Source organism: Flavobacterium foetidum (genome assembly GCF_004634245.1).
In the GTDB taxonomy this organism is placed as follows: domain Bacteria; phylum Bacteroidota; class Bacteroidia; order Flavobacteriales; family Flavobacteriaceae; genus Flavobacterium; species Flavobacterium foetidum.
Window position 1 is genome coordinate 223,107 of sequence record NZ_SJTF01000008.1, and the last position, 25,372, is coordinate 248,478.

Here is a 25,372-nt window from a genome sequence, read left to right on the forward strand (position 1 = left end):
TTAAATCAAATTAAATTTAAATGATGTCTTAAAATATTTGGAGTGAATGAAAAATAGTAGTAATATTGCATCCTCTAAACCGGTCCTATAGCTCAGTTGGTTAGAGCACCTGACTCATAATCAGGTGGTCCCTGGTTCGAGCCCAGGTGGGACCACACTTTAAGAACCGAAAGCCTTTACAGAAATGTAGAGGCTTTTTTTATGGGAATCTGTTTTAAAACCTCTTATAAATGAGTGTTTCATTCATCCTAACATATTTATCGTTTGTCCCTTTAATCCATTGGGTTGGTTTTTGAGTCACAATAATGCTATCGTTAATCTCGATAATGTCTAAGTTTTCGCATTCTTGAAAAATGGTGTCCTTCTCACTGATTATTTTGTTGGGAATTAATGATATTGTAATTCCTGTTCTATTATCGTTTTTATTGAGATAGAATTTTCCGCTTGAGTTGACTCTAAGGTCATCGCTGCTATAGTTTTTAGTGTAATTTCCGTTTTTGAAAATAATGTCTTCATTATAGTTTTGGTCTTGTAAAATCCACTTTCCATTGTATTTGTTTTCTTCAACAGAATGATTGCAGCTAGAAGCAAAAAATAAAAGTAGGGCGCCAAATGGAAGAATAAGTTTGCTGTTTAAACTGTTTGAAAGTCTTTTTCTTATCATACTGTTGCTTCTATTGTTTTATTGAATCTGAAACATTTAATTGCTTAGACTTTTCTTTCCTCTTCTTTTTAGAAGCTGCAGTTTCAAGATTCTTCAGTATTTCTGAAGCCAATCTTTGAATTACAGGCATACTTACCGAATTTCCGGCTTGTTTGTATAAATGCGAATTTGAAATTTCTGGAAGTTTGTAATCGTCTGGAAAACCTTGAAATCGAAAACATTCCCTGGGAGTCAGTTTCCTGAATCCGAATGGGGTGGTGATAATCGGTACGTTATGGCCGCCGGTTCCCATATTGGCAGTAAGTGTAGGGCAAACATTTGATTTGTTTTCGCGGACATATTGTCGTCTAAACTGATAAATTCTGTCTTTGTTTGTTACGGCTTCTTTGAGCATGCCAAACATATATTTGTCTTCTTTGTAATAGAATTTGTCCTCAACTTTTTCCTTTAAAATTAAATCATTGATAGTTTTGGACAAAGTTTCCTTTTCGGGGAAAATAAATTCGAAATTGTTGTTCTGGACAAAATCTTTGTCAAAGGCAACAATAAAAATACGTTCTCTATTGTGTGGGATATTTCCAAAGTTTTTGGTGTTTAAAACCGCATGGTCAAAAGTGTAATTTCTTTTTTTGATTTCTTTTTCGATCACTTTCATGGTATTGCCGTTGTCGTGACCTTTTAGATTTTTTACATTTTCAAGAAAGACGACTTTTGGGCGCATTTCGTCAATGAAATCCAGTATTTTAAAAAAATGATTGCCGCGGCTGTCTTCAAATCCTTTTCGATAACCCGCAACAGAAAAAGGCTGGCACGGAAAGCCTGCAGTAAGAATATCGATTTTTTGCAGAGTCTTTACGTCTAGCTGCATTACATCGCCTTCGATTAAAGTATGTTTGAAGTTTTTTTTGTAGGTGATACAAGCGTTTTTGTCAAATTCATTTGCCCACTCGAGCTTAAAACCGGCATTTTCAAAACCTAAACATATTCCGCCGACACCTGCATATAAACTTCCTACTGTAAAATTATTCTTCATTTTTCTGTTTTGATAGCGTTTTTGGTCTAAATGTTTGCGTTAATGCAATGCAAATATATTAATTCAAAAAGACTGTTAGAAGATGTTTGCTTGTAATCGCTGTTTTTGATTTCGATGTTTGTGGAGCAAACAGATATTGATGGTTTTAGCAAAAGTTTTGGAATCTATAAAGTTTAAAATCAGTAAATTCTGATGCTGCGAAAAAAGTCTTGAATTTGGTTATTTGCCAACTATATCGTTTTCTAAGGGCAAAACGATGTATTTGGGTGTTTAAGAAGCCAATTTAGATAAGCTTTTTTGATTTAAAAGTTGTAATTGTTCAAAAATCTTATACTTTTGTCAAAGATTTTTCTAGCGCAACTAACGATTGTGAGAAGTTTCTAACAAGGAAATTATTAATAATATAGCATTATTAACAGCCCTGAATTTATGAAAAAAATAAAAGCCCCTTTATTATCTATTGCATTAATAGTTTTGAATATTTCAGTAGTTATAGCTGATGAAACTCATCCGCCTCCACCACAAACTGCTAGATCTACAACCAGTGTTCCCGTTGGTGAAGGTACACCAATTGATGAGAATATTGTTGCCCTATTGCTTAGCGGTATTGCATTAGGAGGTTGGTTTCATTATAAAAATAAAATAAAAAAAGCTTCAGTTTAATCTGAAGCTTTTTTTATTGTCATAAGTCTGCAATTATTTATTTATGGCATAAAGTCTCGAAATATATTTCCCCACTACATCAAATTCTAAATTGATTTTTGTGCCGACTTTAAAATTCTTGAAGTTGGTGTTTTCATAAGTATATGGAATGATTGAAACGCTGAATTCGTTGGTTTTAGAATTCACCACTGTCAAACTTACGCCGTTAACCGTAATGGAACCTTTTTCGATTGTAATGTTATTTAGGCTTTTATCGTATTCAAAAGTATAATTCCAGCTTCCGTTTGCTTCTTCAATTTTGGTGCAGATTCCAGTCTGGTCAACATGGCCTTGTACGATGTGTCCGTCCAGACGATCGCCAAGTTTCATTCCTCTTTCCAAATTGACAATATCGTTAACTTTCCAGTCTCCAATGTTGGTTTTTAAAATCGTTTCGTCAATTGCCGTAACAGTGTAGAAAGAATCTTTTATGGCTACAACGGTAAGGCAGATTCCGTTATGCGAAACGCTTTGGTCAACCTTTAATTCGTTTGTAATAGAAGCTTCAATTGTAAGGTGAAGATTGTTTTTTTCTTTTTGTATTTCGTGAATCCTTCCGAGGGTTTCTATAATTCCTGTAAACATTGTGGTTTTATTTTACTAAATTTGCAGATCAAAATTAGTAATAAATAAGCTGAGCTCATGAATAAAAAAGCAGAAAATATAATTGTTGGAATTTCAGTAGGAGATTTAAACGGTATTGGAAGCGAAGTAATATTGAAAACATTTGAAGACAGCCGAATGTTAGAATTGTGTACACCGGTTATTTTTGCAAATGCTAAAATACTTTCATTTGTTAGAAAAAGCTTTACATCGACAGTTCAGTTTCATGGAGTAGATAAGCTGGATCAGGTTTTGCCGGGCAAAGTAAACGTATACAATCTTTGGAGAGAAGGAGTAGATATTAATTTTGGAAAAAATGACGAAAAGATTGGAACATACGCCATAAAATCATTTGTAGCGGCTACAAAAGCATTAAAAGAAGGCGATGTGGATGTTTTGGTAACGGCTCCAATCAATAAGTACAACATACAATCAGACGATTTTAAGTTTCCGGGCCATACCGATTATTTGAATCAGGAGCTGGAAGGCGATGCATTAATGATGATGGTGCAGGATAATCTTCGTGTAGGGTTGATTACGGATCATGTTCCGCTAAATGAGGTTTCGGCTCACTTAACAGAAGAACTTATCGTCAAAAAAATCGAAACAATCAGAAAATCTTTGGTTGAAGATTTTAGCATAGTAAAACCTAAAATTGCAGTTTTAGGATTAAATCCGCATGCAGGTGATGGCGGTGTGATTGGAAAAGAAGACGATTTGGTTTTGAAGCCGACTTTAAAGAAGATATTCGACTCAGGGACAATGGCTTTTGGACCTTTTCCGGCAGACGGATTTTTTGGAAGCGGCCAATATGAAAAATATGATGCTATTGTAGCAATGTATCATGATCAAGGACTGATTCCGTTTAAAACCTTGTCTTTTGGCAAAGGAGTGAACTATACAGCAGGATTAAATAAGGTAAGGACTTCTCCGGATCATGGCACAGCCTACGATATTGCCGGAAAGGATATGGCAGATTACAATTCATTTAAAGAAGCAGTATATCTAGCGATTGATATTTTTCGCTCGCGTAATCAGTATGAGGAGATTAGCCAAAAACCTCTTAAAATAAAAGAAAAACAGTTATAAACAAAAAAAGGTGCATAAGATTATTAGATTTATAATTATTTTATATCTTTGCACCCCAATTCAGATGTCTATTTTTAGAATTGAATTGTTCAAATTGATGTTGAAATGAGCAAAACAAAAGAATTTTTAATTCCTTTCGTAGGATTAAAACTAGGAAAACACCATTTTGAGTATCAGATAAATAATGCGTTCTTTGACAACTTTGATTATAAAGAATTTCAAAATTCAGATATCAAAGTAAATTTAGTGTTAGATAAGAAAAGCAATATGCTGGAGCTGGATTTTAAGCACAAAGGTACCGTAAATGTGCCTTGTGATTTGACTGGCGAAGATTTTGATCTTCCGATTAAGGGCAAAATGAAACTGATTGTTCGTTTTGGAGAAGAATTCAATAACGACAACGAAGAATTGCTGATTTTACCGCATGGAGAGTTTGAGGTAGATGTTGCGCAGTACATTTACGAAATGATTGTCCTTTCGGTGCCACTAAAAAGAGTTCATCCAGGTGTTAAAGACGGAAGTCTTCAGACAGAAGCTTTAAATAAACTTAATGAACTAAAAGTCAAAGAAGAAAAAGTAGAGAATAAAGAAGAAGATATTGACCCGCGTTGGGAAAAATTAAAGAAACTATTAACGGATAAATAATATAGTAAAATGGCACATCCTAAGAGAAAGACCTCGAAAACAAGAAGAGACAAGAGAAGAACACACTATAAGGCTACTGTAGCTCAGATTGCTACATGTCCTATTACTGGTGAGGCACATTTATACCACAGAGCTTACTGGCACGAAGGTAAAATGTATTACAGAGGGCAAGTTGTGATCGATAAATCTGAAGCGGTTGCTTAATACGTTTTTCTAAATTATACTAGAACTCTCACATCGTGGGAGTTTTTTTTGTTGGTTATAATTTTTGTTTTTTAAGAAAATACAGTCAAATTCGCTTCGATTTTTTTTGTAATTTTCGAGTCTTTTAAAAATTTTTCAAATTAATCATAATTTGAAAGGAAATAATAGAATATAATGAATACAATCACAGCCGCAATTACCGCTGTCGGAGGCTACGTTCCAGACTTTGTGCTTTCCAACAAAGTTTTAGAAACAATGGTCGATACCAATGACGAGTGGATTACTACTCGAACAGGTATTAAAGAAAGAAGAATTCTTAAAGATGCTGATAAAGGAACATCGTACCTTGCCATAAAAGCAGCACAGGATTTAATCCAAAAAGCTAATATTGATCCCCTTGAGATTGATATGGTAATAATGGCAACTGCAACACCAGATATGATGGTGGCTTCTACAGGAGTGTATGTTGCAACAGAAATTGGAGCGGTAAATGCATTTGCATACGATTTGCAGGCAGCTTGTTCAAGTTTCTTGTATGGTATGTCGACTGCTGCGGCTTATGTACAGTCAGGACGTTACAAAAAAGTACTTTTGATTGGGGCAGATAAAATGTCTTCTATCGTTGATTATAAAGACAGAGCGACTTGTATTATTTTTGGTGATGGAGCAGGAGCAGTTCTTTTTGAACCAAATTATGAAGGTTTGGGATTGCAGGACGAATATTTAAGAAGTGACGGTGTAGGACGCGACTTCCTTAAAATTCCTGCCGGAGGATCCTTGATTCCGCCAACTGAAGAAACAGTTAGAAACAGACAGCACAATATTATGCAAGACGGTAAAACTGTTTTCAAATATGCTGTTACCAATATGGCCGATGCAAGCGAATTGATTTTGCAAAGAAATAATTTGACAAATCAAGATGTAGATTGGTTAGTGCCGCATCAGGCCAACAAACGTATTATTGATGCTACTGCAGGAAGATTAGAACTTGAAGATTCTAAAGTATTAGTAAATATCGAAAGATACGGTAATACAACTTCAGGAACACTTCCGTTAGTATTGGCTGACTTTGAAGATAAGTTCAAAAAAGGAGATAATGTTATTTTTGCCGCTTTTGGTGGTGGATTCACTTGGGGATCTATTTACTTGAAATGGGCTTACGATAAGAAATAAATTAAAACTAAAAACGAATCATTATGGATTTAAAAGAAATTCAAAACCTAATCAAATTTGTTGCAAATTCGGGCGTTGCAGAAGTGAAGTTAGAAATGGATGATGTAAAAATCACAATCAGAACAACTTTAGAAACAAATGTAACTGAGGCAACTTATGTACAGCAATTACCAGCTCAGGCTGCTTTACCACAAGCTACAGCTCCACAAGTTACAGCTCCAACAGTTGTAAATGTAACTCCAGAGGCACCAGCGGCTAACGATTCTAAATATGTTACTATAAAATCTCCAATCATTGGAACATTCTATAGAAAACCATCTCCAGACAAACCAGTTTTCACAGAAGTAGGAAGCACTGTATCTAAAGGTGATGTTCTTTGTGTAATCGAAGCAATGAAGTTATTCAACGAAATCGAATCTGAAGTTTCTGGTAAAATTGTGAAAATTCTTGTAGACGATATGTCTCCAGTTGAATTTGACCAACCTTTATTCTTAGTAGATCCATCATAATTTTTAAAAATTCCAATAGAAAAGTCACAAAATCCAATGAGTTGGAATTTGGAGATTGGAATTTGTAATTTTTAATTTAAATAAGATGTTTAAAAAAATATTAATTGCGAATAGAGGAGAAATTGCACTACGTGTAATTCGTACATGTAAGGAAATGGGAATCAAAACTGTTGCAGTTTACTCTACAGCCGATGCAGAAAGTTTACACGTTAAATTTGCTGACGAAGCGGTTTGTATTGGTCCTCCTCCGAGTAACTTATCGTATTTGAAAATGTCAAATATCATTGCAGCTGCAGAAATTACAAATGCAGATGCAATTCATCCAGGTTATGGATTTCTTTCTGAAAATGCTAAATTCTCTAAAATTTGTCAAGAGCACGGAATCAAATTTATTGGTGCGGCTCCTGAAATGATCGACCGTATGGGAGATAAAGCTTCTGCAAAAGCTACAATGAAAGCGGCAGGAGTTCCTTGTGTGCCAGGTTCAGACGGATTATTAGAATCTTACGAACATGCACAAAAAGTAGCTAAAGAAATTGGTTACCCAGTAATGATGAAAGCTACTGCCGGTGGTGGTGGAAAAGGAATGCGTGCTATCTGGAAAGAAGATGAGCTTTTAAAAGCTTGGGAAAGCGCACGTCAGGAAGCCGCTGCAGCATTTGGAAATGACGGTATGTACATGGAGAAACTTATTGAAGAACCACGTCACATCGAAATTCAGGTTGTGGGAGATGCCTATGGTAAAGCTTGCCACCTTTCTGAAAGAGATTGCTCTGTTCAACGTCGTCACCAAAAATTAACGGAAGAAACTCCTTCTCCGTTTATGACAGATGAACTTCGTGCTAGAATGGGTGAGGCTGCTGTTAAAGCTGCTGAGTTCATTAAATATGAAGGAGCTGGAACTGTAGAGTTCTTGGTTGACAAACACAGAAACTTCTACTTTATGGAAATGAACACTCGTATCCAAGTAGAGCATCCAATCACAGAGCAGGTTATCGATTATGATTTGATTCGCGAGCAGATTATGGTTGCTGCAGGAATTCCGATTTCTGGTAAAAACTACATGCCAGAATTACACGCTATAGAATGCCGTATCAATGCTGAAGATCCATATAACGATTTTCGTCCTTCTCCAGGAAAAATCACTACGCTTCATATGCCAGGAGGACACGGAGTGCGTTTAGATACTCACGTATATTCTGGTTATAGCATTCCGCCAAATTACGATTCTATGATTGCTAAGTTGATTACAACGGCACAATCTCGTGAAGAAGCTATCAGTAAAATGCGAAGAGCTTTGGATGAATTCGTAATCGAAGGTGTGAAAACTACAATACCTTTCCACAGACAATTAATGGATGATCCAAAATATATTGCAGGAGATTATACAACTGCATTTATGGATACATTTAAAATGAATAATCCAGAATAATTATAAAGGCTGTCAAAATTGACAGCCTTTTTATTTTATATGCCTTTATAAATTCCAATAAAACAAATTCCAAAACCCAAACCTAAAATTTCAGGTTTGAGTTTTAAAGTTTGGAATTTGGAATTTTAAAATTTGGATTTTTTTTCAAGGTTACACCCTTAGTGTTTACTTATTACACACTTTTCCTTCAGGTTACACACTTTTTACATTTTGTTCATTTTGGCATATTTTATCTAAATCCCTTTAAAGACAAGGGTTAAGCGGGTTTGGCATAGCGGTATTCGGTTTCGGCATAATAATTTCATTATGTAAAGCGTAAACAACTATTAATCATTTAAAATATATACACTATGAAAAATTTATTTTTATCAGCCGCAATTGTTTTAGGAAGTTTAACTTCATTCGCTTCAACTTCACCAGTATCAAACACTATCGTAAAATCGATTACTGTTGCAGATGAGTATACTGAAATCAAATTAGAAGAATTACCAGCAGCAATTACTGAGTCTTTGAAAAAAGCTTATCCAAATGCAGTAATCACTAAAGCATACAAAAACGAAAAATCAGAATATAAATTGGATGTTACTGTTGGTGATAAAGTAGGAAACCTATTCGCTAACGCAGACGGAACTTGGATCCAAAAATAATCTGCTCCGGTGAAAATCCAGATAAAGAATACTAAGATAAAATTAACAATATTAAAAAATAGCTATCATGAAAAATTTATTTCTATCAGCCGCAATCGTTTTGGGAGGTTTAACATCATTTGCTTCAACTTCGCCAATCTCAAATACTATCGTAAAAACAATTTCTATTCAGGATGAATACACTGAAGTTAAAATAGCTGAAGTTCCTGTTGCTGTAACAGATGCGCTTAAAAAAGCTTATCCAGATGCAGTACTAACTAAAGCATTTAAAAACGCTAAATCAGAGTATAAACTTGAAGTTACTGTAGGTGACAAAACAGGAAATCTGTTTGCAAATGCAGACGGTACCTGGATCAAACAATAAAATCAACACTAACCCTTAAAAACTATTACTATGAAAAAGTTGATCTTATCGGCAGCAATTGTTTTAGGCAGTTTGTCGATGCATGCAGAAACCACTGTAAAAACCAATCAAATGGCAATTGCAGTTAATGATCAGGATGGATACAAAGAAGTAGACGGTGTTCCAGCAGCAATCAAAAAATCTTTAGATGATGCTTATCCTGGTGTAGTGCTTGAAAAAGCATGGGTAAATGACAAAAAAGAATACAAAATTGAAGTAACGGTTCGTGGCGAAAAGTCAATCGTTTACACAGACGCTACTGGTAAAATTCTTAAAAAGTAATTTTAATTTAAAAATAATATAATTATGAAAAAGTTAATCTTATCAGCAGCGATTGTTTTAGGTGGTTTATCGGCTAATGCCGCAGTTATAAACCCAGTAGTTTCGACTACGCAATCGGTACTTATTCAAGATGAATTTACTGAAATCGGAGCAGACGCTGTTCCTGCAGCTGTAAAATCTACGCTTGAAAAATCTTTTCCGAACACAAAGCTTGAAAAAGCTTATAAAAACGACAAAGACCAGTACAAACTGGAAATTTCTAGCGGTGACAAAAAGTATACTGTTTTTACAGATGCTTCTGGTAATATCATCAAAAAATAATTAAATACAGCATTATGAAAAAGCTAATCTTATCAGCAGCAATTTTAATCGGAACGATGTCAACTCATGCAATGATGGTTTCTGAAGACATTCAAACAGTTGTTTCTGTTCAATCAGAATACACTGAAGTTACTGCAGATGCTGTACCTGCAGCTGTTAAAACAGCCTTGCAGACCGCTTATCCAGGGGCAAAACTGGAGAAAGCATTTGTAAACGATAAAAAAGAATACAAACTTGAAATATCAGTTAAAGACCAAAAGGCTACTGTTTACTCAGATGTCAATGGTAACTGGTTGAAGATATAATTAGGTGAATTTAGATTTATGTTTTTGGTGAAAAAGAGATTGCTGCAACGCAATCTCTTTTTTTTTGCATAATTTTATGAAAAGACAATTTTATTAGTATTATTTTAGCAAAAAAGTCCCTCCAAGCAAATGCAAAAGATTTTATTGATAGAAGATGACATCGCTTTTTGTAAATTACTCGAAAAATTCCTGGTTAAAAAAGCCTATGATGTAACCGTTGCATTCTCTGCTGCAGAAGCACGAACAGCAGTCAAAAAAGAATCTTTTGATTTAATTTTGACCGACCTTCGTCTGCCTGATTCTGACGGAATCGGACTTATGTCTGAATTTAAAAACGAATATCCTCATATTCCTGTCATTCTCATGACGGGCTACTCTGATGTGAACACTGCTGTAAAAGCAATCAAAAATGGCGCAGCAGATTATATTTCTAAACCCTTCAATCCAGATGAGGTGCTTTTGGTTATTACTAATGCCTTGCAGACTCCTCAATTAAAAGAAGAGGAGGCTCCAGCAAAAGAAAAGAGGCCTAAAAAGCAATCTTCGTCGGAAAATGATTTTGTGAAAGGAATTTCTCCTGCTTCAAAAAAATTGCTCGATCACATACAATTGGTTAGTCCAACCGATATGTCTGTTTTGATTATCGGCGAAAGCGGCACCGGAAAAGAAATTATAGCCAAAAGCATTCACCAGCAAAGTAGAAGAAAAGACAATAATTTTATTGCAGTCGACTGTGGTGCTATTCCGAAAGAATTGGCAGCTAGCGAATTTTTTGGCCACCTAAAAGGTTCGTTTACAGGAGCCATCAGCGATAAAAAAGGTTATTTTGAAGCTGCAAACGGCGGTACGCTTTTTCTGGATGAGATCGGAAACCTTTCCTATGAAAATCAAATTCAGTTATTGAGGGCTCTTCAAGAAAGAAAAATCAAACCGGTGGGCAGCAATAAGGAAATAAACGTCGATATCCGCATTGTTACGGCTACCAATGAAGATTTACGCGAGGCAGTAAAAAACGGCGATTTTAGAGAAGATTTATACCATAGAATCAATGAATTTTCGATTCAGTCTCCATCATTAAAAGACAGAGGAGAAGATTTGATGGTTTTTGCCGATTATTTTCTAGAAAAAGCAAATCAGCAACTGCATAAAGAAGTGATCGGTTTTTCGCCAGAAGTGGTTTCTATTTTTCAAAACTACAGCTGGCCAGGGAATTTACGTGAATTGCAAAACTGTGTAAAACGTGCCGCGCTGTTAACAAGAGGAGATTTTATTGAAAGCGAGGTATTGCCGGCAGAATTTTTCCAGATTCAGAAACAACCGTCGAATACTGTTTTTTCATTGTCAGAAAACGAAAAAGAAGCTATTATTCATGCCTTGTCAAAAGCGCAGAATAATAAGTCTGAAGCGGCCAAACTGCTAAAAATTACACGAAAAACGCTTTACAACAAACTTAAGCAATATAATATAGAGCAGTAAAGGCTTGCTCTATAATAATTCTTGCTTTAACGCTTCAAACAAGACCGCTGTTTTGGTTATTAAATCTTTGTATCTGTTGGTAAAGAGATCGGTGCTAAATTCATCTTTTTCAATATTTTTCAATATTTCGCCAATTTCATTTGCCTGAATTTGTTTGAACATTGGTGCGATACGGTGCGCAATAGATTTGATTTCTTCTGTATTCTTTTCTTTAATGGCAGTTTCCAGCAATTCGAGATTTTCGACGCTGCTTTCTATAAAAGAGCGAATGACTTCTTTTAAGGCATTTTCGTCATGTCCTAAAAAATCTTTTAAGGTTTCTAAGGTGTACAGCTCTGTATTGTCAGTCTGCAACATTTCAGAATCTGTTGTGTTCGGAATCTCGTCATTATCGAGGATGTGCTGAATGGTTTCCAAAAGTATTTTTGGAGAATATGGTTTTTTAACAACAGTAGTAAATCCAGCGTCAATGTAAACAGAAAGATCCAAATCTGTTCTTCCCGTAAGTGCAATCACAGGTTGGTTTCGATAATAAATATCTGGAGAGTTTTTTAGTTTTTCTAAAAACATAAAACCATCTGTTCCCGGCATCTGAATGTCGGTTATGACAAAATCAAAAGGTTTGTTCTGAATGCTTTCGAGCGCTTTAGATGCACTGCTGAACGACATGACTTGATGTTTTTCTTGTTTTAAGACACCGCTTGTCAAATTCAGCAGGTTTATATCATCGTCAACCACTACAAAAATCTGTTTTTTGTTGTTTATAAATGTCGGTTGTTTTTTAACTTGTTCCGTCTGATTCTCGCTGTTGTCAAACGATAAAGGAAGTTCGATGGTAAAAGTGCTTCCTTTTCCGAAAGTGCTTTCCAAGCTTAATTTTCCTCCCAGGATAGAAATTATTTTTTGACAGATGGACAATCCTAAACCGGTGCCGCCGTATTTTTTTTCGATGTTTTCATCGGCTTGCGCAAATTCTTCAAAGACCAGTTTTTGGTTTGCTTTTTCAATTCCGATTCCAGTATCTTCAATTGTGATAGTAAAGGTCTGGTTTTCATTAGCGTAAGCAGCAATTTTGATATATCCTTCTTCGGTAAACTTATAAGCATTTCCGACAATGTTGGTCAAAATTTGTTTTAAACGAAATGGGTCGCCCACAACACGTTTGTGCAATTTTTCGTCGACATTGATGATCAGGTCGATGTTTTTTTGTTTATAAACTGTTTGGATGTTTTTGGCAACATCTTCGATTATTTCTGGTAGAAAAAACGGAACTTTTTCAATCGTGATTTTTCCAGCTTCTATCTGAGAAAAATCTAGTAAATCCTGAACAAGCTGTGTGATATATTCGCTCGAATTTTTAATATTTTTAATGAAATACGACTGCTTGGTATTGACATCCGAATTTCCTAAAAGTTCAGAATAGCCTACGATGGTGCTCAAAGGCGTTTTTAAATCATGGCTCACTGTAGAAATCAGCTGTTCGCGGCTTTTTAAAAGATTTTTGGTCTTGAAGTTGGCGATTTCTAGCTGTTTTTTATAAAGCTGTGATTTCGAATAATCACTGACAATCAATATCGAAAAGAAAACAGTCAGCAGTAAACCGATTACCGCCGAAGCTGTTACAATTTCGTTGACTCTCTTTAGTGATTTTTCTTTTAATGAATTGTTTTTTATGGAGTTGATAATAATTTCCCTTTCGATGATTCGAAGTACTTTTCGCAGTTGGTCTGAAATGGCAATCTCATTCTGAAGAAGTTTGTTTTCTTCAAAATTTAAGGATTCCTTCTTTTTTTCGGCTTTCATTTTAACCGAGCTCAGCAGTTTTTTGGAATTAGCCAAAATAGAATCTGACGCTTTTTTGCTCAATGTATTGGTGCTGTCGTCTGGAATATTCTGGTTGAGATAATCAACATATTTCTGGAGTACGCTGCGCTGGTAAGTGCCAAGCTGATTTGGATTTTTGGTAAAGTCCTGAAGTTCTAACTTTCTAAGATTGAACTCCATTTTGGTGATTTCGTCAATGGCATTATTTACAGAGGTTTCGTCATCTGCTTTGTTTTTTATTTCTCTTAGTTGTCTGATGTTTTTTGTTTTTTCAGCCAAAAAATAAGTAACACTGTCTAGCAATGTTTTTTGATATTCTGTTCTTACAATCTGTTTTAAAGTATCAATGCGAAGACGTAGCGAATCACTTTCAATCAAATAATTCTTGAAGTCTTTATCAGAATTGGTCTGAATAGTTTGTCTGGCAAGGCCTTCGGTTTTGTAGACATTAGAGAATAATTTGCTAACGCGAAGTATTTTGGTTTTTTCAAATGCAATTTTATCTTCAAGATTGTTATAAACTACATTTTCTGAATATAAAAACCATCCAACCGTAACCACAAGAGCGAGTAATGCAACATAACTGAATAACACTTTGAGTGCGGTATAACTTTTTTTGCTCTCCATAATATTTATCTGGGGTTGACGAGGTATTTGCTTCTAAAATTCACTTGCAATTTATTTAAAAAAATCTGTTTTATAAATAGAATTCACTATCAATATGTTATATAATTGCTATGTTAACACAATAAAACAGCCGTAGATTATGTAAAATCTACGGCTGTTTTTTAGTCTTTCTTGCTCTTATAAAGTTTCTTCTAACCATTTAAAGAATTCTCCTTGCCAGACCTGAGCATTTTGCGGTTTTAGTACCCAGTGATTTTCGTCTGGAAAATACACAAATCGGCTTTTGATGCCTCGCAACTGCGCTGCCTGAAAAGCTTCTTGAGATTGACCAATCGGCACGCGGAAATCGGTTCCTCCTTGGAAAATCAAAATTGGCTTATTCCAGTTCTGAACCAAAGTTGCCGGATTGAAAATAGTATAAGCTTTTTGTGCTGCAGCATTATCTTTTTCCCAGTAAGGTCCGCCAAAATCCCAATTGTTAAAGAAAACCTCCTCAGTTGTTCCTAACATTGAAACCGTGTTGAAAACACCATCATGAGCAATAAAAGTTTTGAAACGGTTTTTGTGAATTCCCGCTAAATAAAATACAGAATATCCTCCGTAACTCGCTCCAACACATCCTAAGCGGCTTTTGTCGACATAGCTTTCTTTTGCGACATCGTCGATTGCAGAAAGGTAATCGTCCATTACTTGTCCGCCCCAGTCTTTACTTATTTGCTCATTCCATTCAACACCATGTCCTGGCATTCCACGACGGTTTGGTGCCACAACTACATAACCTTTAGCGGCCATTAGAGAGAAATTCCAACGGAAAGAATACGACTGTGTCAACGGACTTTGTGGCCCTCCTTGACAGAATAACAAAGTTGGATATTTTTTTGAGGCATCAAAATTTGGAGGCAAAATTACCCAAACCAGCATTTTTTTACCGTCGGTCGTGGTAACATAACGTTTTTCTGTTTTGCTTAAGGCTAAAGTTTTGTAAGTGTCGGTATTTACATTCGAGATTTGTTTCCAGCTGTTTTTCTTTAAGTTGAAAGAGTAAATTTCAGCTGCGTGATTCATATCGGTTCTGGTCACGATAATTTCATCTCCAACAATGCCGACCAAATCGCTAACGTCAAAATCTCCTTTTGTTAATTGTCGAACGTTGATTGCGATTCTTGTTACGCCTGGAAAATTAACTGTAAAAAGCTGTTTTGTTCCATCGACTGGAGCCACAAAAAACACATTTTTTCCGTCTTTGCTCCAGATAAAATTATCTACAGTTCCGTCCCAGCCGGCAGTCAAGTTTTGTTTGATGCCTTTAAACTCAACAATAATGTCATTTTTATCCGATTCGTAACCGTCACGTTTCATTTGCAACCAAGATAAATTTCCCGTCGGAGAAAACTGTGGCGCTGTATCGTAACCCAAATTGTCTTCGGTTTTGTTGGTGGTTTTCTGAGTTTCTAAGTTGTACTCGTAAATATTGGTGTTGGTAGAAATGGCATAGTCGGTTCCTGCTTTTTTCTTGCAGACATAAAAAATGCTTTTGCTATCAGGAGACCAGATGTAATCTTCATCGCCGCCAAAAGGTTTTTGTGGCGAATCGAAAATTTCGCCTTTCATAATATCGATTCCTTTTGCACCTTCTTGGTTTTCTTTATAAAAAACGTGATTGTATTTTCCTTCGTTCCAAGTATCCCAATGACGATAATCTAAACCATTGTAGATTTGAGCCTGAGATTTGTCAAGATTTGGATAAAAATCTTTTCCTAAAACTTTTTCTATTTTAACTTCGTCATTATAAACTACAAATTTTCCGTCAGGCGAAATGTTTTTGTCTTTTAAAACGTCTTTTGTGTCTTTAATTTCAGTGGCATTTCCTCCGTTAACCGGAATAATATAAAGCTTAGAAGTCGATTTGTTATCGGCTACCGAAGGCGTAGAGACCTTGTAAACTACATTTTTTTCATCTTTTGAAATTCCGAGAGCTGTTACTCGTCCTAATTTCCATAACAATTCCGGCGACATTACATTTTGTCCGATAGCGTTTAAACTCATCATTATTAAGGTTGTTACTACTACTTTTTTCATAATAAAAATTCTATTTTTTGTGCGCTAAAAATACAACAATTAAAATCCAATTAGTTAAAATCCAAATCTCAATTAGTGTTAAAATTCCAAACGTGAAATTCCAAATTCCAAAGTTGATATAGTTTGATCCTTGGAATTTGGAATTTTAGATTTGGAATTTGATTAAGTTTTGTAATTTAACCCAAGTTTGGAATATGGAATTTAAAATTGGAATTTAATAAAATGATGGAACTAAGCTACTGGGAATTAAGAAACTGGTTTACAAATATTGATTACACCATTGTAGGAAGCGGAATCGTTGGTCTTCATACAGCTTTGCGCTTGCGCGAAAGATTTCCAGCCGCAAAAATTCTGGTTTTAGAACGTGGAATGTTGCCCCAGGGAGCCAGTACCAAAAATGCAGGTTTTGCTTGTTTTGGAAGTCTGTCTGAAATTATGGAGGACCTAAAAACACATTCAGAAGAGGATGTTGTGGCACTTATCGAAAAAAGATGGAAAGGACTCCAATTGCTCCGAAAAAAACTAGGAGATAAAGCAATTGATTTTAAGCCTCACGGCGGCTACGAATTATTTTTGAAAGAAGACGAATTTGGATTTAACGAATGTGTTTCTAAAATTCCGTTTATCAATGAAGTTTTAAAACCGCTTTTTAAAGCTGCTGTTTTTTCAAAAGAAGTAGACCGTTTTGGATTTGAAAATATTCATGATTATTTGATTTTTAATCCGTTTGAAGCACAGATTGATACGGGAAATATGATGCAGGAATTGCTAAAACAAGCGGTTTCAGAAAGTATTTTAATTCTCAATCAGCAGACTGTGACCTCTTATGCAGAAACAGGAAATCATGTCGAAGTTGTTTTGAATCATTTTAGTTTTAAAACCCAAAAACTGCTTTTTGCTACAAATGGTTTTGCCGCATCACTTACAAATGGAGCAGTTAAGCCTGCCAGAGCACAGGTTTTAATTACAGAACCGATTCATAATTTAGACATAAAAGGAACGTTTCATTTAGATAAAGGTTATTATTATTTCAGAAATATAAACGACAGAATTTTATTAGGCGGAGGAAGAAACCTTGATTTTGATGGCGAAACGACAACCGAATTTGGTCAGACGAAAATTATTCAAAATAAATTGGAAGATTTGCTGAAAAATGTAATTTTACCAAATCAGAATTTTCAGATTGCCCACCGATGGAGTGGTATCATGGGAGTCGGAAATAGCAAGAATCCTGTTGTAACCCAACTTTCTGAAAATGTGTTCTGCGGAGTACGTTTAGGAGGAATGGGGGTGGCAATAGGAAGTTTAATAGGAACCGAATTAGCAGATTTAATATAATGGGAGTAACCAAAAGACCGATAAAAAAAACAACAACGGCAAGTAAACCTAAACCAAAAACGGCTTCAAAAAAAGGAAATCGCTCTTGGGGCGAAAGAATAAAATGGTTTTTTATCAAAGCAGCTTTGTGGTTTTTCGGAATTTCGATTGCTTCGGTAATTTTCTTCAAATATGTTCCGGTACCATTCACACCTTTAATGGTTATTCGTGCCATCGAAAATAAATGGGCAGGAAAAGAAGTCTATTTTGACCACGATTGGGAACCACTTGATAAAATATCAATGAATTTGCAAAAAGCGGTTATTGCCAGCGAAGATGCAACATTTTTGACTCATAACGGTTTCGATTTTAAAGCGCTTCAAAAAGCTTATAAAAGCAACGAACGCGGACGCCGTATTAGAGGCGGCAGTACCATCTCGCAACAAACAGCAAAAAATGTTTTCTTGTGGCAAGGAAAAAGTTATTTCCGCAAAGGTCTTGAAGCTTATTTCACCGTTCTAATTGAAATTATCTGGGGAAAAGAGCGCATCATGGAGGTGTATCTGAACAGCATTGAAATGGGCGACGGTGTTTACGGTGCATACGCTGCTACAGAACATTGGTACCGCCGAGATGCTTCGAGCTTAACACCAATGCAGGCAGCCGGAATTGCGGCAATTCTGCCAAATCCAAGAAAATTTAAAGCTACAGGATCTTCAAGCTATATCAATAGAAGAAAAGAACGAATCGTGCGCGAAATGCGTTATGTTGGAAAAATCAATTACGATGGCAAGGAAAAGTAAAAAAACGCTTCTTGCTTTTCTGCTATTAACCACAACATTGACTTTTGGACAAGGAAAAACTTCGGAAATCGGTTTTATAACCGATAATGATTTGTATACTTCATCCAAAAATGATATGTATTACACCAATGGTCTTGAAATTTTTTATCGCTTTTTAGGTAAAAACGACAACGAGAAAATCAATAAAAAAATTACGGAGTTCAGAATTGGGCAATATCTGTACAATCCGAGATTTATTAACGAAGCAGCGGTTGACATAAATGATCGGCCTTTTGCGGCTTATCTTTTTGCGGAAGCAGGCAGAAGCTTTTTTTACCAAAGCGAATCGGTTCTAAAAACAGATATTCAGGTTGGTTTTGTCGGACCAAATGCGATGGGAAAAGAACTTCAGGAAGGATTTCATAAAATTATAGGTTACAAAAAAGTTTTTGGCTGGGAGAACCAGATTCATAATGCGCTTGGGCTACAGGCGCACGTTATGTACTCCAAAAAAATGTTTCCATCAAAACATAATGATTTTTTAGATCTTCATTTTCAGTCAGAGGCCAATGTAGGAACAATTTTCACAGGTGTTTCAACTGGTTTTATGGCTAGATTTGGGTTTAAGAAATTACTTCCGGTTTACGATTCCAATCTTCATGATGCTTCGGTAAGTGCAAGTGTGCAGCCGGATATTCGGGAGTTTTATTTCTACGCAATGCCAAGTGTCAATTATCAGTTTTACGATGCCACCATTGAAGGCAGTATGTTTAATGATACAAGTCCGATTACATTTGAGCTGGAACCGCTTCGATTTAATGCCGAAGCCGGTTTAAAATACCGCCGCAATAACTTTAATATTTCGTATTCTTTTATTTATCGAGGAAGGGAATTGAGAGATCCAGGAATTGATACGAATTCGGGTTATTTTTATGGTTCGATTCGAATGGGGTTTTTACTTCATTAAGTTTTTGTCACTGAGGCGTAAAGATTTTATGTAAGGTTTAGAAAAGTTAATTTTTTACTTTTTTATAAAGAGTTACAAAAATCGGTTTTTTAGTATTCAAAAAATTGTCTGTAAAGTTCAATCCCTGATTGCATTTGTAGACAAGAAGATTTTTTTCTATATCAATTTCGCAATAACAGCCATGATGATCGTCATTTTCTGCTGGAAGTATTAGTTTATTGGCTTCAATGTAGGCTTTATATACGTCTATGTTTTGGAGGCTGTTTATTTTGCCTTTCCAGGTCGCAACCGTTACATAATCATATCCTTTTTCAAAAGTAAAAGTGAGATAGTGTTTTTTGGTGCTATTGTACCATGTTCCTCCAAATTTTTTGCTTAACTGTTTTAAGGTTAAAGTTGACTGTGCGTTAGAATTGTTTAGGGATAAAAAAAGAATAGTGAGGCTAAAAATCAGTTTTTGTATTTTTTTTAAAGCTTTCATTCTGGGTTTAGTTATAGGTGAATAGTAATTACAGATAAAATTATACTTTAACTCGTTGGGTGAAATTATTTTCAACACATAGAAACATAGTTTAACTAAACTTAAAAAAGACGTTTCACTAGTCTAAATTCACATAGTTTAGCTATGTGTAGAAACTTGTTTCTTCCATTTTCTTTTTTCGGCACAAAAAACTATGCTTCTATGTGTTAAAATATTACACCCAACGGGTATACTTTAATAAAACAAAAGCCAGATAATGCCAAGTCCGATAAATAGTAGGCTGAACAAGATTTTAAGAACTTGAGCAGTTTTAAAACCAAATGTTTCAATTATCCATTGTGTTCCCCAGATTGTACCAGGTTTGTCTTCATAAACCCAGTTCCAGCGTTTAAGTGAGCCAATAAAAAGTACGATTCCCAATACAATAAACAACCAGCCAAAATGTGATGGATGTTCTTTGAAATATGCGTCAACATTGCTTAGTAAAACTTCTATTTTATTCATTGTCAATTTTTATTTTTTTTCTGAAATGTAAATAGGCGATTAGAGTTATTATCAAATGTGGCAGAATCAATAGGATTGATAAATGCCAACCCGTTTTCATTGCCGCAAAATCTAACTCATTTATTGATACGTCACTCAACATCATATATACTAATGTTATAAATGGAATACCACAATAAGATAATAGGGAATAAAAGCTGTTGTTTCTAATTGATTCATAAGTATTCAGAAAAATAGAAACCGAGGAAAGAGACAATAAGAAAACAAACTTTAAAGAATAATAAAAGGACAAACCTGTAAGTATAATTAGCCACCAGCTTTTAGTTTCATCTTGCATCTCAAAAAAATTATACAATAGAAAGTCAGAAATTAAAAGACTAAATGTGATGATTAGGAACCACGCTTTTATAAAATATAAGGTCATTTTTATTTGTAATATTAAAACTTATCTGAAATTTCAAGTCTCGGTGGTCAGCAATTAATCTTTGCCATCTAATTTTTCTATTTCCTTTTTTACTTCGGCTATTAGCTGTTGTTCGGTTGGTAGATATAGTTGGTACTTGCTGGTAATAATTGTTTTATTGTTTTCAGGTAGGGTTATTTTTGCCATCGCGTCGTTTTTGTCTGCACATAGCAAAATTCCAATGGTTGGATTTTCAAAATCTTGTTTTTCAAAGCGATCAAAGTAGTTAACATACTTCTGCAATTGTCCGATGTCTTGATGCGTCAATTTTTCTGTTTTGATTTCCATAATCACAAAAGCTTGTAATAATCTATTGTAGAAAACAAGGTCAGCAAAAAAATCATCACCATCTAGATGTATACGTTTTTGCCTTGCAACAAAAGAAAACCCATTACCAATTTCGAGTAAAAAATCTTGTAGATGTGTAATGATTGCGCTTTCTAAATCTTTTTCATAATAAGATGCCTTTCGTTTTAATCCTAAAAACTCCAGTATCATTGGGTCTTTAATTATGTCTTTGGCCTCTGTTGGAAGTTTTTCTTGTCTAGCAACGGTCAATACAGATTTTACATCGTTGCTCAATAAGAGACGTTCAAAAAGTTGACTATTTACTTGTCTTTCTAACTCTCTCGCCGTCCAATTATTTTTCTCTGTTTCAGCAATATAAAATGTTCTTTTGTCTTCATTTGCGATGCTTAATAATGTTTTGTAGTGCGTCCAGCTAAATTGCGTCCGCAGTGCGGACGTATTTGGAAATATTCTGTAAAATTGTCTGTATCTCTCCAATTGCCGAATTGAAAATCCACTGCCAAACTTGGGCTGGAGTTCGTTTGACAATGATTTTATGATAAATTCACCATATTTTGCTCGTTCTTTACCGTCTTGTTCTTCTTCTAAAATCACTTTGCCTATTTGCCAGTACATTAGTACTCGTTCCGTATCAACAGAACGGATGGCTCTGTCTTTTGCATTGGCAATAATAGTATGTACTTGTTCTACGAGTTCTTTTTTTAGCTGCATGAGTATTCCTAAAATAAATTGTGTGAATAAAATTAAGAGACGAGTTATGGAAAAGAAGCTAGCAAAAGTTATTATTATATTATAATAAGCCAATGAATAATAGTCGATTAAATAAAACAGCCACTTCTAATTTCTTAGAAATGGCTATTTCAATTATAGATCAGTAAAATGATATTTTTTGGATGAGAAAGTAGATTAATCCAAATCATTTAAATTCATTTCTTTCGAGAGCTGGTCCCATTTTTTGTCCAGATAATCTTTGGTTTGTTCTACAAATTCAGAATCTACATCTTTTAAAACCTGCACTTTCGGACTTAAAACTGCTTTCCCATTTTCAAAATAGATATAAGCGTCAACAGAATCGTCGCCCCAAAAGAACGGAAAAACAATTGCTTTGTTTTCCTGACTTTCGGTAACGTATTTTTCTAAACTGATGATAAATGCAAACATCGGAATCATTTCTACATAATTTTCGCTGAAAAACATCATGCCCCAGTGCCATTCTTCAGTCGTTTCATCATAATCAGAAAAAGCCATTGCTTCAGGATAATCAATCCAGCCATCGACAACTTCTTGATTGCTGTTGTCATTATAGGTGCGAAGCAATTCTTGTGTCAAAATAGATTTAGAATACATCTTTCGACTTTCCCAGAAATCGAGCCAATTTTGATTTAATTCCGGCTCGTCGAGTGGAGCGTTTAGAAATTTTTTGAGTTGTGGTTTTGTGATTTTTACTTTACAATATAATGAGCTTAATTCGGACATAATTTTTGGTTTTGTTGGTTGTTCTTTTTATTTCAAAGCAGATTTTGTTGGCCGTTTTATTTATGTCACTTTAATTCGAGTTTCTTAAAATAGTTGCTCGTTCTTGAGAAATAAAACGTTCTCCGTGAGCGATATGGGATTGGCGAACAACGGGGAGAAGTCGTGATTTGGAAACGAAAACTACTGCTGCTGAAAATTAATTAATGCCTATTGTCGCATTGAATGTAAACATCTTCGTTTGATTTATCTATAAACGAAATTCCTGGACAGCCAAATGATTCGTATTGAAAACCAAACACTACGAATGGTTTGTTTTTAAAGAGTTTTCCCGTCCATTGGATAACTCCGTTCTCGGCTTCATGGTTTAAAGGCGAAACTGAAGTTCCTTCACCTCTTCCATAAAATTTTTCGATATAGACTTCCTTGGTTTTAGAATCGATTACAAGCAATCGTCTTGCGGCTACAAATTTTCTTTCGTCGAGATAGTCCTGGAGGAAATAATCAAATCCGTTTGCGGTGTACTTGTGCGTGTCTCCTTTTTTGGCGTCTCCAACATATTCTTTTCCTTCTTTGGTCAGAGGTTTTGATGGAAAAGACTTGGCAGTTGTTTTTTGCCATTTTATTGGAGTTAACTGTCCACGAACAAACGGGTTTTCTTTGCCGGCATATACTAGAACGTCCGTATAATAGTCACTAAATCCTTTTAGATATTTGTTGCTGATTTCAAATCCAGTCATGTAATCGTAACGGTTGTATGGCCAATCTTCTTCGGAGGCATAACCGTTTATCAAAGCGGCTGTTTTAAGGTTTTTTATAGCCAAGGCAACCAGTTTATTTTTAGCATAATCGTAAATAAAAATCGAATCGCTTTCTGAAATTCCAGTTTTTGATAAGAATCTTTTCCGGTAATTTTTATCCAACGTAAAATACTGCGAAGCTTTTTTTTCCATTTTCTTCGGATCTGGCAGAACAAGTGAATCTGAATCGGTTCCGTCCATCGGATAGATGTCTGAAAGAGAAACAAAAGAAACACTGCTGCTATCTCTGTAAGTAAGATTGAACAAGTTGATGGATTCTTTTCGTGGTACTTGTTGTTCTAAGGTTTGTGTAGTATCGGTTTCAACCGAAGCGTTTTGAACTGGGCTGACCGTATTCTTGTTTTCTGATTTTTTATCGCCGCACGAAATTAGCAGCAATGTCGTGGCAACAAAAAAAGTCTGAATTTTTAAGTTCATAGATTTGGAGTTTTACTTTGTAATTATGGCGTTTGGTTGTTTTTTCTCCAAAAGGCATTTGCTTTTGTATGATAAAAATAAGTTTTTTGCCTGAATTTGGAATATGATGTAAAGATGATATGATGAGAGCAGGATTATCTTTGAGTGAAAATTATTTATCCGTTTTTTCATTCTCAATATAATTTTTAACTATTTCTAGAAATTCATCTTTAGTCAAATAACGTTTAAGAAAGTCTTCAAGGGTTCCTTCGTCTTCAATTTCACTGAAAAAGACTTCGTGATCAGTTGAATAAACGGTTGGGTTTTCAGGATTTGGATCTGTTAAACAGATAAAGAAGTGATCTGGATATCCGTATGAATAACAAATACAGATAAAATCTAACTCTGTGCCTTTGACAACTTCTCTAACTTCGCTTTCTTCTACTAAACCGTCAAGTTCTTCAAAATCTTTTGTGCCTTTTTTAAAAGGCGTAAAAAGAAAATTTCTATAAAAATCTTGTCCATAAGGATGTTCGTGATCAGAGAAAAAATGATCTAGTAAACGGTCGTAAAATTGTTTTCTGCTTTCCAAATATAATTCACGGTTATCGGCATAAAACTCGTCGATTCCGTATAGTTCATCTTCGTAATAGTCGGTATATAGAGGGTGATTGAATTCTATTGACTGTAAAACTTCCTGTAATGAATTTCCTTTTACTTTGTCGATGTTTCCGCCGATTTGCTGGATTCGATCTAATATTTCTTTTTTCATTTTTTAGTGTTTAGTAGCTTTTAACTCTTTGGCGACAGTTATAAGTTTTGTCGTTTTTAAAATGATTGAGACTCTAAACAAAAATAAGAAACCTTTTAAAGAAATATCCTTCAAATTATAGGATTATGAAAAACTGCTTCAGAATTGTTTTCTTAACCTTTTGATAATATGGTAAGTAGTTTAAATTTTTACTTTGAGTTAAAATTTAAACTATGGAAATTAATTGGATTGTAATAGGAGTAGTCGCTGTTTTGATTGTTGTTTTAGTAGTATTGACAATTAGAAAAAATCTTAAAGAGAAAAAGAAATTAGAAAATTTGTTGAATAACGATTTTACAAAAGCCGAAAAAAGCCGATGTAGATTCAGATGATGTGGCAAATGAGAAATAATATTGAATTTTTGGCATTAAAATTCTGAGTCCTTTGCAGAATTTTCTTTTCTTCTGAAAAACTCTAGCCTTTTGTTTTAATAAGGTCTTCGATATATTTTCGGCTTTTCATTTTCTTGATTTGTAATTTTCTTTTGCAAGCTTCGCTTCTTGTTGGAAATGTCTCAAAATATTTTAATTTCCAGTCCTTTGCAACTTTTGTGAATTTACTTTTACTATTTAAATGATCTTGTAAACGTTGCTCAATATTTTGACATGAACCAACATAATATTTGTCTAGTGTTTCCGAATATATGATGTAGGTATAAAACATAGAAATGATGCTAAAAAAAAAAAATACCCAAACAGATTCAATATCTATTTGGGTATTATTTATATTATTTGTGGAGAATACCGGATTCGAACCGGTCGCCTCTACGCTGCCAGCGTAGCGCTCTAGCCAAATGAGCTAATCCCCCTTTTATTTTGCGAAGAACACCAAGATTCGAACTGTCGCCTTCCCGATTTTTCATCGGGACGCTCTAGCCAAATGAGCTAATCCCCCTTTTGTTTTGCGAAGAATAGCAAGATTCGAACTGTCGCCTTCCCGATTTTTCATCGGGACGCTCTAGCCAAATGAGCTAATCCCCCTTTTATTTTGCGAAGAACACCAAGATTCGAACTGTCGCCTTCCCGATTTT

The 25,372-nt window shown here is 35.0% G+C and carries 29 protein-coding genes and 2 tRNA genes; 18 read left to right on the top strand and 13 right to left on the bottom strand.

All coding sequences use genetic code 11. From position 1 onward, the window contains the following. The first annotated feature begins 81 nt into the window (after positions 1-81). Positions 82-155: transfer RNA gene (locus tag E0W73_RS12035), tRNA-Ile, on the top strand. A 59-nt stretch (positions 156-214) separates the two neighbouring features. On the opposite strand, the gene E0W73_RS12040 is transcribed toward E0W73_RS12035, so the two are convergent. Then, positions 215-664 carry a hypothetical protein gene (locus E0W73_RS12040; protein ID WP_135222329.1) on the bottom strand — a complete coding sequence of 150 codons (450 nt, stop codon included), beginning with the start codon at positions 662-664 and terminating at the stop codon, positions 215-217. 10 nt (positions 665-674) lie between these two features. Further along, complete coding sequence (gene dcm, locus E0W73_RS12045; protein ID WP_135222330.1) at positions 675-1,697, bottom strand: DNA (cytosine-5-)-methyltransferase; 1,023 nt, start codon at positions 1,695-1,697, stop codon at positions 675-677. A gap of 429 nt (positions 1,698-2,126) precedes the next feature. Here dcm and E0W73_RS12050 point away from each other — a divergent pair, with 429 nt between their 5' ends. Beyond that, positions 2,127-2,360, top strand: a complete 234-nt coding sequence (locus tag E0W73_RS12050) for a hypothetical protein (RefSeq protein ID WP_135222331.1) — start codon at positions 2,127-2,129, stop codon at positions 2,358-2,360. Between the two features lie 33 nt (positions 2,361-2,393). Here E0W73_RS12050 and E0W73_RS12055 read toward each other — a convergent pair whose 3' ends face one another. Continuing rightward, positions 2,394-2,984: a riboflavin synthase gene (locus E0W73_RS12055; protein WP_135222332.1), complete on the bottom strand. Its 591-nt coding sequence runs from the start codon at positions 2,982-2,984 to the stop codon at positions 2,394-2,396. A gap of 57 nt (positions 2,985-3,041) precedes the next feature. On the opposite strand from E0W73_RS12055, the gene pdxA reads away from it, so the two are divergent. From pdxA to E0W73_RS12115, 12 genes are all read left to right on the top strand, one after another. Continuing rightward, the gene (gene pdxA / locus E0W73_RS12060; protein ID WP_135222333.1) at positions 3,042-4,091 is read left to right on the top strand and encodes a 4-hydroxythreonine-4-phosphate dehydrogenase PdxA; all 1,050 of its coding nucleotides are present in this window, start codon (positions 3,042-3,044) and stop codon (positions 4,089-4,091) included. Positions 4,092-4,196: 105 nt separating this feature from the next. Continuing rightward, the gene (locus E0W73_RS12065) at positions 4,197-4,736 is read left to right on the top strand and encodes a YceD family protein (protein ID WP_135222334.1); all 540 of its coding nucleotides are present in this window, start codon (positions 4,197-4,199) and stop codon (positions 4,734-4,736) included. Positions 4,737-4,745: 9 nt separating this feature from the next. After that, a complete protein-coding gene (rpmF, locus tag E0W73_RS12070) occupies positions 4,746-4,940 on the top strand; it encodes a 50S ribosomal protein L32 (RefSeq protein ID WP_008465217.1) in 195 nt (64 codons plus the stop codon). A gap of 174 nt (positions 4,941-5,114) precedes the next feature. Next, complete coding sequence (locus E0W73_RS12075) at positions 5,115-6,113, top strand: beta-ketoacyl-ACP synthase III (RefSeq protein WP_135222335.1); 999 nt, start codon at positions 5,115-5,117, stop codon at positions 6,111-6,113. A gap of 23 nt (positions 6,114-6,136) precedes the next feature. Then, complete coding sequence (gene accB, locus E0W73_RS12080; protein WP_135222336.1) at positions 6,137-6,622, top strand: acetyl-CoA carboxylase biotin carboxyl carrier protein; 486 nt, start codon at positions 6,137-6,139, stop codon at positions 6,620-6,622. Positions 6,623-6,707: 85 nt separating this feature from the next. Beyond that, positions 6,708-8,054, top strand: a complete 1,347-nt coding sequence (gene accC, locus E0W73_RS12085) for an acetyl-CoA carboxylase biotin carboxylase subunit (RefSeq protein WP_135222337.1) — start codon at positions 6,708-6,710, stop codon at positions 8,052-8,054. Between the two features lie 350 nt (positions 8,055-8,404). Next, positions 8,405-8,701, top strand: coding sequence for a hypothetical protein (locus E0W73_RS12090; protein ID WP_135222338.1), 297 nt, complete (start codon positions 8,405-8,407; stop codon positions 8,699-8,701). 67 nt (positions 8,702-8,768) lie between these two features. After that, positions 8,769-9,065, top strand: coding sequence for a hypothetical protein (locus E0W73_RS12095; RefSeq protein ID WP_135222339.1), 297 nt, complete (start codon positions 8,769-8,771; stop codon positions 9,063-9,065). Between the two features lie 30 nt (positions 9,066-9,095). Next, on the top strand, positions 9,096-9,386 hold the full coding sequence (locus E0W73_RS12100) for a hypothetical protein (RefSeq protein ID WP_135222340.1): 291 nt from the start codon (positions 9,096-9,098) through the stop codon (positions 9,384-9,386). A 24-nt stretch (positions 9,387-9,410) separates the two neighbouring features. Then, a complete protein-coding gene (locus E0W73_RS12105) occupies positions 9,411-9,707 on the top strand; it encodes a PepSY-like domain-containing protein (RefSeq protein ID WP_135222341.1) in 297 nt (98 codons plus the stop codon). A 14-nt stretch (positions 9,708-9,721) separates the two neighbouring features. Then, on the top strand, positions 9,722-10,012 hold the full coding sequence (locus tag E0W73_RS12110; protein ID WP_135222342.1) for a hypothetical protein: 291 nt from the start codon (positions 9,722-9,724) through the stop codon (positions 10,010-10,012). 129 nt (positions 10,013-10,141) lie between these two features. Continuing rightward, complete coding sequence (locus E0W73_RS12115) at positions 10,142-11,488, top strand: sigma-54-dependent transcriptional regulator (RefSeq protein WP_135222343.1); 1,347 nt, start codon at positions 10,142-10,144, stop codon at positions 11,486-11,488. Positions 11,489-11,497: 9 nt separating this feature from the next. On the opposite strand, the gene E0W73_RS12120 is transcribed toward E0W73_RS12115, so the two are convergent. Continuing rightward, positions 11,498-13,939 (bottom strand): ATP-binding response regulator, encoded by a 2,442-nt coding sequence (locus E0W73_RS12120; RefSeq protein ID WP_135222344.1) that lies wholly within the window; start codon positions 13,937-13,939, stop codon positions 11,498-11,500. Between the two features lie 177 nt (positions 13,940-14,116). Then, the gene (locus E0W73_RS12125; RefSeq protein WP_135222345.1) at positions 14,117-16,018 is read right to left on the bottom strand and encodes a S9 family peptidase; all 1,902 of its coding nucleotides are present in this window, start codon (positions 16,016-16,018) and stop codon (positions 14,117-14,119) included. Between the two features lie 225 nt (positions 16,019-16,243). Between E0W73_RS12125 and E0W73_RS12130 the strand changes: the two genes are divergently transcribed. The 3 genes from E0W73_RS12130 to E0W73_RS12140 are packed head-to-tail and all read left to right on the top strand — an operon-like array spanning position 16,244 to position 19,084. Then, entirely contained in the window at positions 16,244-17,356 is a 1,113-nt protein-coding gene (locus tag E0W73_RS12130; RefSeq protein ID WP_135222359.1) for an NAD(P)/FAD-dependent oxidoreductase, read from the top strand. After that, complete coding sequence (gene mtgA, locus E0W73_RS12135) at positions 17,356-18,138, top strand: monofunctional biosynthetic peptidoglycan transglycosylase (RefSeq protein WP_135222346.1); 783 nt, start codon at positions 17,356-17,358, stop codon at positions 18,136-18,138. The genes E0W73_RS12130 and mtgA overlap by 1 nt, the downstream gene beginning before the upstream one ends. Further along, entirely contained in the window at positions 18,122-19,084 is a 963-nt protein-coding gene (locus E0W73_RS12140) for a lipid A deacylase LpxR family protein (RefSeq protein ID WP_244248480.1), read from the top strand. The genes mtgA and E0W73_RS12140 overlap by 17 nt, the downstream gene beginning before the upstream one ends. Positions 19,085-19,130: 46 nt before the next feature. On the opposite strand, the gene E0W73_RS12145 is transcribed toward E0W73_RS12140, so the two are convergent. From E0W73_RS12145 to E0W73_RS12170, 6 genes are all read right to left on the bottom strand, one after another. Further along, positions 19,131-19,565, bottom strand: coding sequence for a hypothetical protein (locus tag E0W73_RS12145; protein WP_135222348.1), 435 nt, complete (start codon positions 19,563-19,565; stop codon positions 19,131-19,133). Positions 19,566-19,799: 234 nt separating this feature from the next. Next, a complete protein-coding gene (locus E0W73_RS12150; RefSeq protein WP_135222349.1) occupies positions 19,800-20,069 on the bottom strand; it encodes an Imm17 family immunity protein in 270 nt (89 codons plus the stop codon). A gap of 478 nt (positions 20,070-20,547) precedes the next feature. After that, entirely contained in the window at positions 20,548-21,552 is a 1,005-nt protein-coding gene (locus E0W73_RS12155; RefSeq protein WP_135222350.1) for a PDDEXK nuclease domain-containing protein, read from the bottom strand. 195 nt (positions 21,553-21,747) lie between these two features. Then, entirely contained in the window at positions 21,748-22,317 is a 570-nt protein-coding gene (locus tag E0W73_RS12160; RefSeq protein WP_135222351.1) for a hypothetical protein, read from the bottom strand. A 200-nt stretch (positions 22,318-22,517) separates the two neighbouring features. Continuing rightward, positions 22,518-23,552, bottom strand: coding sequence for an oxidoreductase (locus E0W73_RS12165; protein ID WP_135222352.1), 1,035 nt, complete (start codon positions 23,550-23,552; stop codon positions 22,518-22,520). Positions 23,553-23,703: 151 nt separating this feature from the next. Further along, positions 23,704-24,303 (bottom strand): hypothetical protein, encoded by a 600-nt coding sequence (locus E0W73_RS12170; protein WP_135222353.1) that lies wholly within the window; start codon positions 24,301-24,303, stop codon positions 23,704-23,706. Positions 24,304-24,515: 212 nt separating this feature from the next. Between E0W73_RS12170 and E0W73_RS21430 the strand changes: the two genes are divergently transcribed. Then, a complete protein-coding gene (locus tag E0W73_RS21430) occupies positions 24,516-24,674 on the top strand; it encodes a hypothetical protein (RefSeq protein ID WP_162847697.1) in 159 nt (52 codons plus the stop codon). Positions 24,675-24,756: 82 nt separating this feature from the next. Here E0W73_RS21430 and E0W73_RS12175 read toward each other — a convergent pair whose 3' ends face one another. Together E0W73_RS12175 and E0W73_RS12180 are read right to left on the bottom strand one after the other, a co-directional pair. Then, positions 24,757-25,005, bottom strand: a complete 249-nt coding sequence (locus tag E0W73_RS12175) for a GIY-YIG nuclease family protein (RefSeq protein WP_135222354.1) — start codon at positions 25,003-25,005, stop codon at positions 24,757-24,759. A 71-nt stretch (positions 25,006-25,076) separates the two neighbouring features. Continuing rightward, positions 25,077-25,150 (bottom strand) — tRNA-Ala (locus E0W73_RS12180). Positions 25,151-25,372: the final 222 nt, after the last annotated feature.